General features: G+C 49.5%; 12 protein-coding genes and 3 tRNA genes. 3 read left to right on the top strand and 12 right to left on the bottom strand.

The annotated features are described in order from the left end of the window. Positions 1-166: 166 nt before the first annotated feature. The 9 genes from pyrG to PGX44_RS08195 all read right to left on the bottom strand — a co-directional run bounded on the left by pyrG (position 167) and on the right by PGX44_RS08195 (position 10,099). Positions 167-1,777 (bottom strand): CTP synthase, encoded by a 1,611-nt coding sequence (pyrG, locus tag PGX44_RS08235; RefSeq protein ID WP_186502367.1) that lies wholly within the window; start codon positions 1,775-1,777, stop codon positions 167-169. A 95-nt stretch (positions 1,778-1,872) separates the two neighbouring features. Next, a complete protein-coding gene (gene argS, locus PGX44_RS08230) occupies positions 1,873-3,537 on the bottom strand; it encodes an arginine--tRNA ligase (RefSeq protein WP_498854994.1) in 1,665 nt (554 codons plus the stop codon). Beyond that, complete coding sequence (locus tag PGX44_RS08225; RefSeq protein ID WP_288201698.1) at positions 3,528-3,965, bottom strand: YwiB family protein; 438 nt, start codon at positions 3,963-3,965, stop codon at positions 3,528-3,530. Before PGX44_RS08225 ends, argS begins: the two co-directional genes overlap by 10 nt. A 175-nt stretch (positions 3,966-4,140) precedes the next feature. Further along, positions 4,141-4,296, bottom strand: coding sequence for a hypothetical protein (locus PGX44_RS08220; RefSeq protein WP_186502370.1), 156 nt, complete (start codon positions 4,294-4,296; stop codon positions 4,141-4,143). Positions 4,297-4,400: 104 nt separating this feature from the next. Then, complete coding sequence (locus PGX44_RS08215; RefSeq protein WP_186502371.1) at positions 4,401-5,636, bottom strand: FprA family A-type flavoprotein; 1,236 nt, start codon at positions 5,634-5,636, stop codon at positions 4,401-4,403. A gap of 105 nt (positions 5,637-5,741) precedes the next feature. Then, complete coding sequence (locus tag PGX44_RS08210; RefSeq protein ID WP_498854993.1) at positions 5,742-7,034, bottom strand: hypothetical protein; 1,293 nt, start codon at positions 7,032-7,034, stop codon at positions 5,742-5,744. Positions 7,035-7,054: 20 nt separating this feature from the next. Next, positions 7,055-7,720, bottom strand: coding sequence for a hypothetical protein (locus PGX44_RS08205; RefSeq protein ID WP_498854992.1), 666 nt, complete (start codon positions 7,718-7,720; stop codon positions 7,055-7,057). Continuing rightward, positions 7,717-9,486: a DUF2157 domain-containing protein gene (locus PGX44_RS08200; RefSeq protein ID WP_498854991.1), complete on the bottom strand. Its 1,770-nt coding sequence runs from the start codon at positions 9,484-9,486 to the stop codon at positions 7,717-7,719. Before PGX44_RS08200 ends, PGX44_RS08205 begins: the two co-directional genes overlap by 4 nt. Before the next feature lie 166 nt (positions 9,487-9,652). Then, positions 9,653-10,099 (bottom strand): universal stress protein, encoded by a 447-nt coding sequence (locus tag PGX44_RS08195; protein ID WP_498854990.1) that lies wholly within the window; start codon positions 10,097-10,099, stop codon positions 9,653-9,655. Between the two features lie 435 nt (positions 10,100-10,534). Here PGX44_RS08195 and PGX44_RS08190 point away from each other — a divergent pair, with 435 nt between their 5' ends. Then, positions 10,535-11,989: a sodium:proton antiporter gene (locus PGX44_RS08190; RefSeq protein WP_498854989.1), complete on the top strand. Its 1,455-nt coding sequence runs from the start codon at positions 10,535-10,537 to the stop codon at positions 11,987-11,989. A 115-nt stretch (positions 11,990-12,104) separates the two neighbouring features. Here the strand turns inward: PGX44_RS08190 and PGX44_RS08185 are convergent. From PGX44_RS08185 to PGX44_RS08175, 3 genes are all read right to left on the bottom strand, one after another. Beyond that, a tRNA-Lys gene (locus PGX44_RS08185) sits at positions 12,105-12,180 on the bottom strand. Between the two features lie 5 nt (positions 12,181-12,185). Further along, positions 12,186-12,260: transfer RNA gene (locus PGX44_RS08180), tRNA-Gln, on the bottom strand. Between the two features lies 1 nt (position 12,261). Then, a tRNA-His gene (locus PGX44_RS08175) sits at positions 12,262-12,337 on the bottom strand. Positions 12,338-12,626: 289 nt separating this feature from the next. On the opposite strand from PGX44_RS08175, the gene PGX44_RS08170 reads away from it, so the two are divergent. Then, positions 12,627-16,931 carry an acyl-CoA dehydratase activase-related protein gene (locus tag PGX44_RS08170; RefSeq protein ID WP_498854988.1) on the top strand — a complete coding sequence of 1,435 codons (4,305 nt, stop codon included), beginning with the start codon at positions 12,627-12,629 and terminating at the stop codon, positions 16,929-16,931. Positions 16,932-17,151: 220 nt separating this feature from the next. Next, positions 17,152-18,546 (top strand): NCS2 family permease, encoded by a 1,395-nt coding sequence (locus tag PGX44_RS08165; protein ID WP_498854987.1) that lies wholly within the window; start codon positions 17,152-17,154, stop codon positions 18,544-18,546. Positions 18,547-18,619 lie beyond the last annotated feature (73 nt).

Here is an 18,619-nt window from a genome sequence, read left to right as displayed (position 1 = left end):
ACGTTCGTACGTAATACGTTTATCCGTTTTTTAATGATGTAAAAATAGCATATTAATTATGTGAAAAAATAATACAAAGTAGTGCTTATTCATGCTTCCCGTCGTGGCGCTGTCATAAAAAAATGGTACAGGAGTGGCTAGTGCCATTCCTGTACCACGGACAGACTTATTTATTTTTTAATTCTAAGGCCGTTTTGATCAAGCCTTTAAAGAGCGGATGCGCTTTTGTCGGGCGGGATTTAAATTCCGGATGGAACTGGCAGCCTACGAAATAGGGGTGATCCGGTAATTCTACGATTTCTACCAGGCGGTCGTCTGGCGAAGTACCGGAAATAATTAAACCCTTGCTGGTCAATTCCGTACGGTATTTATTATTGAATTCCCAGCGATGACGATGGCGTTCATAAATCAGGTCCTGGCCGTACACTTCCCGTGCCTTCGTGCCTTCTACAAGTTTGCACGGATAAAGGCCCAAACGCATAGTGCCGCCTTTTTCTTCTACGTCGACCTGATCCGGCATGAGATCGATAACCGGATACTGCGCGTCTTCATGGAATTCCGAGCTCGTAGCATTCTTCATACCGGCTACGTTTCTGGCAAATTCCATAACGGCGCACTGCATGCCCAGGCACAGGCCCAGGTACGGAATCTTGTGTTCCCGTGCATACTGAACCGTCTTGATCTTCCCTTCTACGCCACGGTTACCAAACCCGCCGGGAACGACGATGCCGTCCATACCTTTGAATACTTCAGCCAAATCTACGCCGTCTTCTTCCAAGGTTTCCGAATCGATCCATTTGATATGAACGTTCGTCTTATAGGCATAGCCTGCATGGCTGAGTGCTTCAGCGACACTGAGGTATGCATCGTGCAGGGCTACGTATTTACCAACGAGGGCAACGTTGAGGTCGTGTTCCGTATGATAAATAGCATAGACCATTTTTTTCCAGTCTTCCATATCGCACGGTTTATTGGGCAGGTCAAGCTTTTCCAAGACAATGCGGTCGAGACCTTCGTCAGAAAGCAGGAGCGGTACTTCATAAATGCTGTCGAGTGTTTTATTTTCGATAACAGCTTCTTTATCAATATCGCAGAACAGAGCCAGCTTATCTTTCATTTCATCCGACAAGGGCCGTTCTGTACGGCACACGATGATATCCGGCTGAATGCCAATACCGCGCAGTTCTTTGACACTGTGCTGTGTCGGTTTTGTCTTCAATTCGCCGGCAGCACCAATATACGGTACCAGTGTAACGTGAATGTAGAGCACGTCGTTACGGCCGACTTCCTTTTTGATCTGGCGGATTGCTTCGAGGAACGGCAGGCTTTCGATATCGCCTACAGTACCGCCAATTTCTGTAATGACGACATCGGCATTATCGTCATCACCTACGCGATACACACGTTTTTTAATTTCATTCGTAATGTGGGGAATGACCTGGACGGTGTGGCCCAAATAATCGCCGCGCCGTTCTTTCTGCAGTACAGACCAGTAAATTTTACCGGTCGTAACGTTAGAGTTCTTGCCCAGGTTAATGTCGATAAAGCGTTCATAATGACCTAAATCCAAATCTGTTTCCGTGCCATCATCGGTAACAAATACTTCCCCATGCTGATACGGGCTCATAGTTCCGGGATCCACGTTGATATACGGATCAAACTTCTGAATCGTGACCTTAAAACCACGGTTTTTCAGCAGACGCCCTAATGCTGCTGCCGTAATACCTTTACCTAACGATGAAACAACCCCGCCTGTGACAAATATGTATTTAGCCATAATTCCTCCCTGTTGAGCCTGAGTGCTCATAGACTTCAGATAACATGCTGTACAAAAGTACTCGCCCTCTGCGATAAAATGTACACTACATTATATTACATTTTTTCCGGTGCGGAAACCCCTAAAATACCGAGACATGCGGCAATAGTAATCCGCACGGCTGTAACCAGTGCTAATCTGGCCTTTTCCAGTTCCTCATCTTCCTGTATAATCCGGCAACGGTTATAGAAATTGTGGAACAGGCTGGCCAGTTCATAGGCATAATGGGCAATCCGGTGAGGTGCCCGTTCCCGGGCAGCAATCGTAACTTCTTCCGGGAAAGCCGCCATTTTCTTAATTAATTCCAGTTCCTGTGGTTCCTGAAGCTTATCCAGTGCCACATTAGACCAATCGGCAGGCAATTCGCCGCCTTTTTCCTTCAGCTGCTTATAAATACTGTAAATCCGGGCATGGGCATATTGGATGTAATACACCGGATTTTCATTGCTGTGCGACTTAGCCAGGTCGAGGTCAAAATCGAGCTGCGTATCGAGAGACCGCATGATGAAGAAATAACGGGCTGCATCGGTGCCTACTTCTTCGATCAGTTCATTCAGCGTAATGGCCTGACCCGTACGCTTACTCATCTTGACAGGCTTGCCATCACGGAAGAGGCTGACCATCTGCAGGAGCAGTACTTCCAGCTGCTTCGGATCATAGCCTAAAGCTTCCATGGAAGCCTTGACGCGGGCGACGTAGCCGTGATGATCGGCACCCCAGATGTTGATCATCTTTTTAAAGCCCCGTTCATACTTATTCTTGTGGTAGGCAATGTCGGCCGCCAAATAGGTCGGCACGCCATTATCACGGATAATGACGCGGTCTTTATCGTCGCCATATTCCGTAGAGCGGAGCCACAAGGCGCCATCCTTTTCATAGGCCTTGCCACGGGCCTTCAATTCTTCACAGGCCGCCTGGATGGCAGCCGGATGCAGGGTCCGTTCGCTAAACCACTGGTCATACTGGACATTGAAAACGGCCAGATCGTGTTTCAGCGCTTTCAATTTTTCTGCATACGCCCGGTCCTTAAAATAAGTCAGCCGTTCTGCTTCCGGCATGGATAAATAGGCGTCGCCGTCCTGATCGATGATGGCCTGTGCCGTATCGATAATATCGTGGCCGTGATAGCCGTTTTCCGGTATTTCCGAGGGCTTGCCCAAGAGTTCCAAATAGCGGGCGTTGACAGACGCAGCCAGGTTATCCATCTGGTTGCCTGCGTCATTGATATAGTACTCAGCCTGCACGTTATAGCCGGCCTTGCGCATGAGGTTGACAAGGGCACTGCCATAGGCGGCGCCACGGCCATGCCCTACGTGCAGCGGTCCCGTCGGGTTGGCACTTACATATTCGACCTGTACCGTATCGTCTTCCCGTACCGGTGCCTGGCCATAGGTTTCACCGGCAGCCAGAATCTGCTGTAACGTGTCGTAAATGACTGTGTGGTTTAAGAAAAAGTTGATAAAGCCGGCACCGGCAATTTCTGCATGGTTCAACCAGGGATACTCCATCTGGTCAACGATCGCCTGTGCGATCAGCTTCGGTGCTTTGTGAGCAACACGGGCAGACTGCATGGCTATATTCGTTGCGAAATCGCCAAATTCTTTCTGCGGTGGTACTTCCAGGCTGACCTCAGGATATTCCCCGGCCGGCAGTGTACCTGCCTGTACAGCCTGTGCCAATGCTTCTTTAATTCCCCGCTTCAGTAATTCTTTTATTTCCATGTCGTCTTGTCCTCCTGCACCGTAATTGTCAATTGATTATAAATCGCACCCATACCGGTGATGGTTACGTCAAACTCGATCTCAATCGTACCTATGCCATCTACGAGCTGTACCCGGCAGGCGTAGGTCTTGATGATAAGCAGCGTCCGTCCCAAGGGCGTATCATACCAGGACGTCGTTTCCATGCCTGGCCGGAATTCCTGCCGTTGCTGCATGGCGCCGGTCCTCAACACGCAGACCGTCCCGTCCGCTAGTACCTTGATGGTCGTAGTCACGCCTTCTAAACTGCTAATGGCGCTTTCCTTATACACAATATACTGGGACCGTTCCTTCTTATAGTACTTTCCCTCAGAAACCAGTTCCAGTGTTTGTGATTCACCCTTTTCGTCTCGCTGCAAGCTTTTAATGCTTACGATAATCGGTTTCACGCGTTTCCAACCTTTCCTTACCATTAACAACTCAATGTTACTATTATATATCAAGCGCCCAAAAAAATAAATAAAAAAATTATGAATGTTTAAGTCAGTATATTTAAAACATTCGTTCCCCATTTTTTCAAAAAAAGAGCAGGGTAATCCGGACAACTCCGGCTTACCCTGCGTCTTACATATGCAGGCCTTCTTTTAATTTTGCAAAAATCTTTTCTTCTTCCTCTGTCAGCGTACGTCCTAAATCGATCTGCAGCTCTTCACCATTGCTGCGGGCCTTTTCTTCTTCATGGGGATCGCCGCTTTTGGCAGTATTGTCGCGAATGATCATCGTATACGCCTCCTTTCCGTGCCTCTATTATATCATAAAAAAGCTGTCTTTCCAGCAAAAAAGCCACCTCAGCGAGGTGGCTTTTACTATTTTCAAAAAGCAGATCAGATCAACGTATCCGGATCCGGATAGGCCTTTACACTTTCGGCAATCTTATCTGCCATTTCGTCGAGAAGACCTTCATCGTCATCACGCAGGGACGATTTGATATCCATGGAGGGATCCAGGAGTTCGCAGCATTTAAACTGGTTTTCTACATAATCGACCATGGTCTTGTACGCAGCGGAAGCCCAGCTGTGGTTTGCCATGACGGCAATGGTACGGTTCTGGAACATGAGCGTCTGCAGGTCATGGAGGAAACTTTCCATGGGCAGGAAGAGATTCAGGTTATACGTCGGTGCGGCAATAACCATATGGCTGTATTCCCAGGCTTTTGCTGTAATGTAAGACGAGTGATTTTTGGATACATCGTACAAGCGTACATCCTTAACGCCGCGGCGGCTCAGTTTATTAGCCAGGATCGAAACGGCACGGGCTGTGTCTCCATAGATGGAAGCAAAGGCGATGACGACGCCTTTCTTTTCCGGTACATATTTAGCCCAGTGGAGGTGTTTATCAATAATATATTTAATCGTATCCGGTGTACGATAGACAACGCCGTGGAGCGGGCAAATAAAATCGAGCGGCATATTGGCAGCCTTCTGCAGGACGCGGACGACCTGCGGGCCGTATTTGCCAACAATGTTGACATAATAGCGGCGGGCCGATTCCAGATAATTTTCTTCAAAATCAACCTGGTCAGCATAGATATTCCCTACGGTGCCAAACATGCCAAAGGCATCAGCACTGAAGAGCATATGGTCTGTCAGATCATAGGTCATAATAACTTCCGGCCAATGAACCATAGGAGCCTTAATGAACTGCAGGGTATGTTTACCCAGGCACAGCTGATTGCCTTCCTTAACCGGCAGATAGTTATCCGGATAGGGGTGACGATAGAACTGTTCAAAAAGTTTAAACGTCTGGGGCTGGCCGACAATTTTGACGTCAGGATATTTTTCAATCAGGGCCAAGGCCGAGCTGGCATGGTCCGGTTCCATATGCTGAATAACGAAATAGTCCAGTTTGCGGCCGTGCAGCAAGTGTTCTACATCTTCCAAAAATTCATCGCGGCAGCTCTTATCCATCGCGTCGATGACGCACGTTTTTTCATCGTCAAAGAAATACGAGTTGTACGTTACGCCTTCGGGAATCGGAAAGATCCGTTCAAACATTGCGGATGTAAAATCGTTGCACCCCATCCAGTATACACCATTCTTGAGTTCTTCTACTAAATACATGTAATGTGCCTCCTTTTGTTCGTTACAGGTACTGCTGATCGTTTGCCATACCTATCATACCATGTTTGTAGCTAAGAATAAATATCCAGGCAAAATTCATCTGCCCTATTTGTCGCTTTTTGTCTTGTCTGCCGTCTTAGCCTTATTCTGGTCACTGCTCTGGCCGGACTTGTCCGCTGCGCTTTCGCCCCGGACTGTATCGGCTTCGCCGCTCGTCGTCCGGCTGGTCTTATCGGTATCCTGTGCTGCCAGATCATCGGCCCGTTGTTGTTCTTCTGACACCTGGCTCTTCGTACTTCTGTCCGTGGCTGCCGGGCCGCTGGCCAGGGATTCGGCTTCCTGAATTAAGTGCAGGAGTTCGTCGCGGTCGGCCTGGGATAAGCCCTTACTATCGTCGAGCAGGGATTTAACCTGGCTGGCCAGATCCTCTGCCTGCGAGCGGGCACCACTGCGGCTGACACGGCCTGACTGGTAGTTGCGGTTTAAATCGCGCAGGGCGCTGGCAATTTCCAGGGTCTTGGTCCGCACCTTGCTCATGGCCAGTTCATCGTCACGCTGCTTCTTGGCATCTGCATCGTGAAGCTTCTTATCTTCTTCCCTGTTTTCCAGCAATTCTTCCTGCTTTTGCTGGGATACCTTCGCCAAGGCTTCTGACGTAATGTGGGTACCTGTATAGTATTCATAGCCCATATAGCCCAAGATCAAAAGGGGAATAAAAAGGACGAGGATTTCTAAACGGCGCATATGGGCTGCCCGTTTCCAGCTGATCGTATTCCTGCGCCGGATTTCCATGATCAGGACGACAACTAAAATGGCTACGATGGCAAATAACGCCACATAAATGGCCAGTTTATGCCATACCGTCGCCTGCAGGCTGACTTTGGACGGCGACGAATTTTTCAGGTTCCACATGTACGTACTGCCCTGTTCATCTGACTTGGCCGCGTTGCTCTTTACATTGGTGCCTGACGGGAAGGAAATGATATATTCCAAATCAACCCCATTTTCTTCCATAGGCGTGCCCAGACGTAAATCGGCAATGCTGTTGGGCGTGTAATCATAATCAATATAATAGGTGGAACAAAAGAATCCATCGTGTGTCTTATGGACGATATGGTCAACGGAGCTGCGGTTTGCCCCGTCTTTAGTAATGGTTTTCATGGCCCGGAAGCCTTCCCCATTGCCATTGTCATAGTCCATAATCGTGTAATTACGCTTCTGGAATTCATCGGCATCAGCCCGCAGTTTTTTCTGGCCCGCTGCTGTTTCCGATACTTTCAGCACATCCTGGGTTTCACTGCCATCGTCGTGAATAATCGTTTGTGCCCGAAAGCCGGAAAGCAGTAAAAAGGAACAAGCCAGAATCACTGTCAGTCCCAGTTTCAGATAGGTTTTCATGCGTATCGTTTCCTCCATCATCATTCTTCCTTCGGTGGTACCATCCCCGATTCAACAAGAGATTTTTTATTGGCCGTCTTAGTCTTGTCTTGCCCTTGCTGTTTAGCCCGGGCTGCCTCCATGGCTGCGCCGTTACTCGAAGATTCAATGGGTATGCCATTGACATAAATCCCTTCAATGACGCCCAGCCCATGTTTAATCCGGATACTGGCCAGGACACTGTCGTTTGGAGAGATATCGTAAATACCGTCTGATTTATCTGGAGCAATGCGATACCGGTCAAAGCCAACCTGGAATTGTACCTTCCCATCATGGAAGGCTACGACCTTGGCTTCCATATAATCGCCGCCGATTAACGGCTTAGAAGCAGAAGCTCCTTTGATTTCCATGAGGCCCTGGTCATTACGCGAAATATGGACATAAATCGTTTCCTGTTCTTCCGGAGGATCTGCATCGAGCCAGGTCGTCGTATCTTCCGGAAAAACGACGCGCATATAATCCGTGCCAAAGCCGGATAATTCCAGGCGGGGTACACACTGCCACTGATAGGGAATGCCATCGACAGTGATATTGTGCCAGCGCCAGCCAAAATAACCGAGTGCCCCGAGCTGTATGACAGCTGCCAGGAAAAATACACCCCAGCGAAATCCCCGGCCTGGCGAAAAGGTCAAATTGGGTACTTTCATTTTTCATTTTCTCCTTCCGTAGACCATGGCGAATGGGTAAAATGTTTTTCCCGTTTCGGTTTCGTAACCGGCGTTCCCCACGGCGAAGTGCTGCCTGCTGCCGGTTTCGCAGGCTGCTGCGTCCGCGCCGCCTTGCGGGGCTGGGGCACCGTAACCTGCGGTAGGGGAATATCATCGGGATTATGAAAAACAGGCGGCACGAAATGAGACGACTCTGTTTTCTTCTGAATGACCGAACGCGGTGCGGCCGGCACGGGTATTTCTGCTTCAGGTGCTGCTGGCTCCTGAAGTGAATCGGGCAGATGCAGTTCCTTCATCCATTCCGGGAGCTCTTCTTCCTGAAGCGGTTCCTGCGCAGAGGCTTCAGCTGGTGCCGCTTCTTTTTCTGCTGCAGGCGGCGCCGCTGCCCGGCGGCGATGACTGCTGCGCTTTTTCCGTTCACTCCGCACTGTCGTTACCTTATGGCGGATTTCCGTTCTATGCCGGACCCGTTCTGCCGTATCCTGGCGCTGGCGTGATGTCCGTCTGATTTGGAAGATCAATAACGCCAGAATGATAATCCCCACAACGGGGACGAGGGGCGAGAAGCTGCCGCCCCAGAAGACAGCTATAATAAGGCAGACTAGGATACTGAGGCCAAACTTCAAATGATTTGTCCGGCCGCCCTGATAGCCCTGGACCATTTCATAAAAGCCAATGGCGATCAAATAGAGCGACGATACGATTAAAGGCACAGAGGAATAGAGACCGTTGCGCACCAAAATCGTTTCCGCTGCCAGAATCACAGGAATACCGGCATAAAGAACCGGTCCCCAAAGTCTTTTCTTTACGCCTTTTACGAGAAGTGCCAAGATGGACATAAATAAGACCACCGTTACGGCCGTCGTCGTCCAGTGGAAGCCCTGTATATCGGCTACACCATACCAGGAAGCCGGCAAGGCCGAAATGAGCAGGGAGCCCGCAGCGGCACAACGGCCAAACCAGCGGAACGGCACACCCCAGGCCTTGCGGATATCGATAGAGTATCCCGTCAGCATAATAGCAACGGCCAGCGTTGCCAGCAACAGGAACGGAATATACGCCGAATCCAGCGCTGCCAATCCGAAGGCCGCAAAAACTGTAATGGTAATCGTCCAGGAATAGATAGCCAGACGCACTTCATCCTGATTTTTTTGCAAGAGCCGGTAAAAAGGAACCAGCACTACCAGGAGCACCCAAATGAATGCCGCGCCGCCGGGAGCATCAACGGGACCGCCAATGGCAGCCCAGCAAAGGACGGCCAAGGCGTATACAACAACCAGGCAGACTGAGCGTAAAAGATAGATAGCCGGCAGGCATAACAAGGCGCAGGCCACCAAAAAAGACGCCGTATCCCAGCCTACGTAAAAAGTCTGTTGGGCCACGGCCACGACACTGCCGACAACCAGGGCGTGGACGACGGCAACGAGCTCACCGACCCAGGTTCCCTGGCGATCGCGAAACATAGCAAAGCCTACACTGGCCTGCGATAAGAGCAAAAACACGGCAGCCGTAACGATACGTGCTGTCGGACTGATCTGATACCATAGAGATGAAATAATCCAGATCAGGACCATCCCGGCAATAGAACCGCCGACAATAGCAATAATACTTAAAAGAGGGACGGAAAAGGCCGGTCCTGCAGGCAGTGTCTGACGTATTTGCTGCCCTGCTTCCGCCGAAATCCATCCTTTATGTATCCACTCACTCAGCTGTTCTTCCAGCCATTTTTTATCCGTTTTTCCCATGATTCTATTGCCTCCCAGGCAGATTGCGTACGTTTTATTCTTCATGTATTCCCATATACACGTATATCTACATCAGTATATCACAAAAAACAAAAATCCCATACGAAAAAAAGGCCTTGTCTGCATAATTTACAGTCAAGACCTTTTAGAAACAATCTATACCGGCTTATTTTACGATTAATACCGGGCAAGGAGCATGCGTAACGACATAACTGCTGACAGACCCCATGAACAATCCCTTTAGTGGCCCGAGGCCGCGGCTGCCCATGACAATCAGATCGGCTTCGTACTTTTTCGCAACAGAAAGTACAGCCGGTCCCGGCGAACCTACTTCAAAGACGCTCTTTACTTCCACATCCTGGGGAATTTCCTTAGAAAATTCTTCCAGTACGCCTTTCCCTTCTTCTTCCATATCCAAGGCTACCTGTTCCGTTACATAGCCACTGGCATTCGGAATCTGATCGAAATTAGAAATAACCGATACGATATTTGCTACATATACGAGCGTAATCGATGCCTGCATCGAAGTTGCCAGCAGTACGGCGTGTTCCAATGCCCGTTTGGAGTTTACTGACCCATCGGTAGGAACGATAATATTTTTGTAAGCTTTCATGGTAATCCCTCCTGTCTTACCTTAACTATATATGTTATATATTCGCTGTTCCCCCTTTTTTTCCTGCTTTTCCTGTACGAATTCCGTAAAATATTTACAAGTATTTCTTTTTTGATAGCTACTATCTTCTTTTTTCTGCCAGTACATATATTTCCTTATATATAACTAACTGACAAGATACATTTCAAGTCATTATTAGCTTCTTTTCGATATGTACAAATATGCATAGCAAAGAGACTCTCTCTTATGTTATAATAAACTTGCATACGTTATAGACCCATCGTGCATCAATCGAACAGAAGAAATACCAACCTATAGCTGCCCGGTAATTTTCTGACGTTTTCCCTCATTCATTACACCACAGAAACCTGCCATTGACAGCAATTTGTCTGCATTTCTTTGTTCACAAAATCCACAATAAGAAAGGTGATTGATATGACAAAACTATGCAGAATACTGTTGGGGTCCTTAACCTGGCTTACGCTTAGTGCCTCGCCGGTATTCGCAAACGAAGCGGCTCACGAAATGGTTAATCAGGTACTACCCGTATGGAGTGTCATTCCTTTTGTAGGTATGCTCCTCTCGATTGCCATCATCCCCTTGATTAAAGGTGACTGGTGGGCAGAAAACATGAAGTGGGTGTCTCTCGCCTGGTCCCTCGTATTCCTCATTCCCTTTTCCTTCGCCTATGGGGCTGGAGAAGGGGCGTTCCGGTTACTGGAATCGGTACTGCTCGACTATATTCCGTTCATCGTGCTCCTCTATGGCCTCTTTGTAACGGCCGGCGGGATTGTTATTAAAGGCACTATGGCAGGCACGACGAAGGTCAATGCGCTCTTATTGCTCATCGGTACGGCCCTGGCCAGCTGGATCGGCACAACCGGTGCTGCTATGCTCATGATTCGTCCCTTGATCCGTGCCAATGCCTGGCGGAAAAAGAAAGTACATCTTATGGTCTTTTTCATTTTCCTCGTTGCCAATATGGGCGGCTGCCTGACACCGCTTGGCGATCCGCCTTTGTTCATGGGCTTCCAGCGCGGCGTTCCCTTTACGTGGACGTTCCATCTGTTCCCTATTCTGGCATTCAACCTGATTCTCTTGTTTGCCGTGTTTATGCTTCTCGATCATCATTATTATAAGAAAGAACTGGCTGAAGGCCGTTCGCCTCTGGATATGCAAAAAGATGGGGAAAAAGAACCCATTCGCATTGAAGGAGCACATAACCTCATTTTCATTGGCATGATCATTTGTGGCGTATTAGCCAATGGCATGCTGCCCGAATGGATTCCTGCTTTTGCCAACGGTGCAGGTATTCATGTCTATGACGAAATCGTCTTCCCCTATGCTACCTTAGCTGAAGTCGTCATCATTCTCGTAGCAGCACTGCTGTCCCTGAAGACGACACAGGAACACACCCGGGCTCTGAACGAATTTACTAATGGCCCGATCATCGAAGTAGCCACGCTCTTCATCGGTATCTTTATTACCATGATTCCGGCCCTGATGCTGCTCAAAACCCATGGTGCCGAATTAGGCATTAACCAGCCGTGGCAAATGTTCTGGGCAACAGGCGCCCTTTCGTCCTTCCTCGACAATACGCCGACCTATCTCGTTTTTCTCCAAACGGCCGGTTCTCTTGGGGCTACGACAGGGATCGTCACATCTGTCGGTACGGTTTCCCAAATCATGCTGGAAGCAATTGCTGCCGGCGCCGTTTTCATGGGTGCCAATACGTATATTGGCAACGCGCCAAACTTTATGGTTAAAGCCATTGCTGAAGAAAACAATATCAACATGCCCAGCTTCTTCGGCTATATGGCCTGGTCCAATGCCATTTTGATTCCGACGTTTATTATCGACACGTTTGTGTTCTTCCTCTTATTCTTATAATTATATTTGCTAAAAAATACAGCAATAGAAAAGGCACCGTGCATGGTGCCTTTTCTATTGCTGCAAAAAGGAATATAATAAAAAAAGGCGGTTCCCGCAGGAACTGCCTTCTCTTTGGTGATCCACCCGAGATTCGAACTCGGGACACCCTGATTAAAAGTCAGGTGCTCTGCCAACTGAGCTAGTGGATCATGGCTGGCAGGGGTAGCTGGATTCGAACCAGCGCATAGCGGAGTCAAAGTCCGGTGCCTTACCACTTGGCTATACCCCTATGGGGCGAGTATAGGGACTCGAACCCTAGCGTAACGGAGCCACAATCCGCCGTGTTAACCACTTCACCATACCCGCCATATTATCGCTATCAGCTAATGTGTGAGCGCTGATAACGTAGATTATTTTATCATCCGCCTTCACTAATGTCAATACTTTTTTTCAATCTTTTTTATTTATTTTGTATTTGCTTATCTATACCTATTCTAAATTGATAATCTCTATTTTATCTATGCATTTTCTGTAGCATTGGCCACTTCCGCTTTTTCTATAATATGGTAAAATATATCATAGACTAATTTTATCATCTATACTAATATTATTTACATGGTACAAGTTACCATCAGCATTATATGTGAGGTACTCTATGAAAGATTTACTCCATATCGGCATCGATATTGGCTCGACGACAGTAAAAATTGCCGTTCTCGACAATTTAAAGCACTGCCTCCACGCCTGCTATGTCCGCCATTATACGGATATCCGGCAGAAGGTATGGGATCTGCTCGAAAACGCCTACGAAATATTCGGTGACCGTCAAATCACAATGGCCATTACTGGCTCCGGCGGCATTGCCCTGGCAGACTATCTGGGTATTACCTTTATCCAGGAAGTAATTGCCGGTACCAAAGCCGTCCGCACGTACCACCCGCAGTCCGATGTCATCATCGAATTGGGCGGTGAAGATGCGAAAATCACATACTTAACCGGCGGCAATGAACACCGTATGAACGGGAACTGCGCCGGCGGTACAGGCGCGTTCATCGATCAGATGGCTACGCTCCTGCACACGGATGCCAGCGGCCTCAACGCCCTGGCAGAAAAAGCAGATACGCTCTATCCGATTGCAGCCCGCTGCGGCGTTTTCGCCAAGACGGACGTACAGGCCCTCATGAACGACGGTGCCAGCAAGGAAAACGTAGCTGCCTCAGTCTTCCAGTCTATTGTCTTGCAGACGATTACCGGCCTGGCCTGCGGCCGCCCGATTCGCGGTACAGTCTGCTTCCTCGGCGGACCTCTGACCTTCCTGCCACAGCTGCGCAAGCAGTTTGCAGAAACGTTGCACTTGACGCCAGAACAAGTCGTAGCACCGGAAAACGCCCAGGTCTATGTGGCCATTGGCGCTGCCCTCGGCAGTTTCCAGGAAAAGCCCCTGTCCTTCATGAATCTCATGGGCCAGCTGCGCAATGTAGACGAATCGTCCCTGGCCAAATCAGACCGCGTAGAACCGCTCTTTGCTTCGCAGGCAGAATTCGATGAATTCCGTTCCCGCCATGGCCAACACACCATTCCCAGCGGCGATCTGGCTGCCTACAGCGGCCCGTGCTATCTTGGCATCGACGCCGGCAGCACGACGATTAAGGTCGTTCTCCTCAGCGAAGACAATAAGATTCTCTATTCGCACTACCAAAACAACGAAGGCAGCCCCTTGGCTGCTGCCAAAAAGATCATTACGGAAATTTACAGCCTCATGCCGCCTGGTGCCTTCATTGCCAAAGCCGGTATTACCGGGTATGGCGAATTTCTGCTCAAGGAAGCGCTCCATCTCGATTTAGGTGAAGTAGAAACTATTGCCCACTATCAGGCAGCGGCCCATTTCTGCCCGGATGTTGATTTCATCCTCGATATTGGCGGCCAGGACATGAAGTGCAGCCGGCTGAAGGACGGCCATATTGAAGACATTCTCCTCAACGAAGCGTGCTCTTCCGGATGCGGTTCCTTCCTCGATACGTTCGCAAAATCCCTGAACTTATCAATTCAGGATTTTGCTAAGGCAGCCCTCTTTGCCGAAAGCCCAATCGATTTGGGCTCGCGCTGCACAGTCTTCATGAACTCCAAAGTCAAGCAGGCCCAAAAAGAAGGAGCTACGCTGGCTGATATTTCTGCAGGTCTTTCCTATTCCGTTATTAAAAACGCCCTATATAAAGTAATTAAAGTAAAAGACCCGGAAAAATTAGGCAAGCACATCGTCGTCCAAGGCGGTACCTTCTACAACGATGCCGTCTTGCGGGCCTTTGAAAAGCTCTTGGGACGTCAGGTCATCCGTCCGGCCATTGCCGGCCTCATGGGGGCCTTCGGTATGGGCCTCATCTGCAAGGATGCCTATCACCGGGACCATGTCCGTTCGACGGTACTCTCACCGGAAGAACTGAGCCAGCTCAAGGTAACGACATCCATCCGTCATTGCGGCTTGTGCACCAATAACTGCCTGCTTACGGTCAACACCTTTAACGACGGCCGCTCCTTTATTACAGGCAACCGCTGCGAACGCGGTGCAGCCGGTTCGTCCGGACAGAAACACAAGGTACTGCCCAACATGTACAAGGTGAAATATAACCGCCTCTTCAATCACTATAAGCCCTTGGCGGCAGAAGCTGCGCCACGTGGTACCGTCGGTATTCCCCGCGTACTCAATATGTATGAAGACTATCCCTTCTGGTTCACCTTCTTTACAAAATTGGGCTACCGCGTCGTCCTTTCTGACCCCTCTTCAAAGAAGATTTTCCAGAAGGCCATGGATACGGTACCGTCCGATTCGGCGTGCTATCCGGCCAAGCTCGTCCACGGCCATATCGAAAATCTGCTGGAAAAGAAAGTGGACCGCATTTTCTATCCCTGTATTCAGAATGGCCCGAAAGAAGGCAGCAAGGATAATACCTTTAACTGCCCTATGGTCATGAGCTATCCGGAAGTCATCCGCAACAACATGGCCGAACGGCTGAGTGACACCAATACGCTCTATCTTTGCCCGTTCCTGCCACTTAACGATAAAGACCGCATTGTCCCCCGTCTGCAGGAAGAACTGCGCGTCTGGGGCCTGGGCAAGGACGAAATCAAGAAAGCCTGCCAGGCTGCCTGGCAGGAACAGACGGACTATAAAGAACAGTATTATGCCATGACCAAAGCGGCCCTGGATATGCTGGAAAAGAAAGGCGAACGGGGTATCGTCCTGAGCGGCCGTCCCTACCATGTAGACCCGGAAATCAACCACGGTATTCCGGAGCTCATCAACAGCCTCGGCCTGGCCGTCCTGACAGAAGACGGTGTAGCTCCCTTGGGCCAATTCCCTGGCCATCTGCGCGTCGTCGACCAGTGGTCGTACCACTCCCGCCTCTACCGGGCTGCCCAGTATGTACAGCAGCATAAGAACCTGGAATTGGTCGAACTCAATTCCTTCGGCTGCGGCCTCGATGCCATCGTTGCCGACCAGGTGCAGGATATCCTCGCCCATGGCCATAAGATCCATACACTGCTGAAAATCGATGAAGGTTCGAACCTCGGTGCGATCCGCATCCGTCTCCGTTCCCTTCTCTTCGTCATGAATCACCGCCAGCCGGTCACAGTAAAACCGGAACCTTATTCCTATACGAAGGCCATCTTCACCAAACAGAATAAGGCCGATAATGTCATCCTGGCGCCGTCTATGACACCGATCCACTTTCCGCTCTTCAAGCCGGCCTTCGATCACGAAGGGTACCGCGTGGAAATGATCCACCACCAGGGACAAAAGGCTATCGATACCGGTCTGGCTTACATTCACAACGACGCCTGCTATCCGGCCATCATGTCCTTAGGCCAGATCATAACGGCCTTGAAGTCCGGCAAGTATGACTTAAAACATACGTCCGTTATGATTTCCCAGACCGGCGGCTGCTGCCGTGCGACAAACTACATCGGCATGATCCGCAAGGCCCTGACCGATGCCAACTTGGGCGACATACCGATTCTCTCCCTGAACATGAAGGGCATGAACAAGCAGCCCGGTTTCCAGCCGAGCATCGGCTTCTGGCACAGACTGGTCATGGGTATGATTTACGGCGATGCCCTGCAGCAGGTACTCTACCGCACGCGGCCTTACGAAAAGGTCAAAGGTACGGCAGAAGCCCTCTTCAAGAAGTGGCAGGATAAATGCACAGTCGATCTTGCCCACGCTGATCGTCACACCTTCGTAAAAAATATCCGTGCCATGATCAATGAATTCGACCACATCGACATGACAGATGAAAAGAAGCCGCGTATCGGTCTGGTCGGGGAAATTTACGTCAAGTTCCACCCCATTGCCAATAACCATATCGTCCGCATGATTGAAGAAGAAGGGGGCGAAATCATCGTCTCCGGCCTGGCTGATTTCTTCTTCTACGGCCTCTTGGATGACCAGTTCCGTCATAAATATCTTTCCGGCAGCTGGTGGTCCAGCTTCAAGAGCAAGTCTCTCGTCAAGCTCCTGGAATGGTATCGCAAGCCCTATCGCGAAGCCGTCGCCCAAAGCGCCCATTTCGATCCGATCACATCCATTTACGACATTGCCGATGAAGCCAGGAAGTTCCTGTCGCTTGGCCACGAAGCCGGCGAAGGCTGGTTCCTTACAGGCGATATGATCGATCTCATTCACCGCGGTGCCCGCGACGTCGTGTGCCTCCAGCCTTGGGCCTGCCTGCCGAACCACGTCACCGGCAAGGGCATGATCAAGACCCTGAAGGCTGCCTTCCCGGAAACGAATATCGTCGCCATCGACTATGACCCCAGCGCCAGCTCGGTCAACCAGACGAACCGTCTCAAGCTGATGCTCACGTCGACCTTTGAAAATATTCGTGAACCGCTGAATACAAGTGAAAAACCGACCTTGCCATTTCTCAAGGGCGTTCATTTGAATGAAGCCTTAAAAGAATAAGCGCCAAAGGGCTGTTTCTCCCGTTAGAGAAGCAGCCCTTTTTACTTTTTAATCAATTCCATATTGATATATATTCTATTTTTTTGTTATTTCCAGACTGTAAAGTTCCCGGTCTGGCCAAATTCCCTTATATTTTGCATTGCCCAATTGCGGGAAAGATTTTATAATATGAATATTCTTTTATTTATCTATTTTCTTTGTATCAGGAAGGAGTTTCAACATGGAAAATGAAAATGGGTTCCTTAACCGTCTGTTTCATTTGACAGCGAACGGAACCACCGCCAAGACAGAAATGCTTGCCGGTATTACCACCTTTATGACAATGGCCTATATTCTGGCCGTCAATCCTTTGATCATGAGCACGACAGGTATGGATAAGGGTGCCGTCTTGACGGCTACAGCTATCGCTTCCTGTCTGGGCACCATCTTTATGGCAGTCTTTGCCAACTATCCCTTTGCCTTAGCCCCCGGGATGGGCCTGAACGCCTTTTTTGCCTTTACCGTCGTCATGCAGATGGGGTATTCCTGGCAGATGGCTTTAGCCGCCGTTTTTGTTGAAGGTATTATTTTTATTGTTTTATCCCTGACCAACGTGCGTGAAGCTATCTTTAATGCCATTCCGATGACCCTGAAAAAAGCAGTTTCTGCCGGGATTGGCCTTTTCATTGCCCTCATCGGCCTCTTGAACGCACAGATCATCGTCGCCAATCCGGCCACGAAAATTTCCTTGTTCTCCTTTACTCATTCTGTCGAAACGGGCACCTTCCACACCGTTGGGATTACCGTCCTCTTAGCCATGATCGGCATCCTCTTTACATCGATTCTGATGGTAAAAAAAGTCCGCGGCAATATTCTTCTGGGCATCCTGGGTACATGGATTCTGGCCGTAATTTGTGAAGTGACAGGCCTCTACGTTCCCAATCCGGAACTTAAGATGTTCAGCGTCATTCCCGACGTTTCTGCCGGTCTCGCCGCCTTTATGCCAGCCAGTCTGGGCCCGATTTTCATGCAGCTCGACTTCAGCCGCGTTTTCAGCATCGATTTTCTCATCGTCATGTTCGCCTTCCTCTTTGTCGATATTTTCGATACCCTGGGCACGCTCATTGGCGTTTCCTCCAAAGCCAACATGCTCGATGAAAACGGCAAGCTGCCCCACATTAAAGGCGCCCTCCTGGCTGATGCCGTAGCGACGACCGTAGGTGCCGTCATTGGCACGAGTACGACGACGACCTTCGTGGAAAGCGCTACCGGCGTCAGTGAAGGCGGCCGTACAGGTCTTACTGCCATTACTGTTGCCGTGCTCTTCCTCCTGTCCCTTTTCTTATCACCGATTTTCCTTTCCATCCCGGCCTTTGCTACATCACCGGCCCTGGTTGTCGTCGGTTTCCTCATGCTTTCCTCTGTAGCCGGCATCGACTTCTCTGATTTCTCCGAATCCATTCCGGCCTATATTACGATTATTGCCATGCCCTTCTGTTACAGCATTTCAGAAGGCATTTCCTTCGGCGTCATCTCCTATGTCGTCATCAATCTGCTTACAGGCAAGCGCGAAAAGATCAGTCCGCTCATGTATATCCTGGCAGTCCTCTTCATCTGCAAGTACATTATCCTGTAACGCTTAGAGGTATTACAAAAAGGGGCTGTGAAATAACGCCCCTATAAAAACGAATGAGGATCACTGGCTCGAA

This window comes from Caecibacter sp. AF58-12pH5A (assembly GCF_027681725.1).
GTDB lineage: Bacteria > Bacillota > Negativicutes > Veillonellales > Megasphaeraceae > Megasphaera > Megasphaera hominis.
Note: the sequence above shows the minus strand (reverse complement) of the source record. Positions and strands in the feature narration are given on the sequence as shown.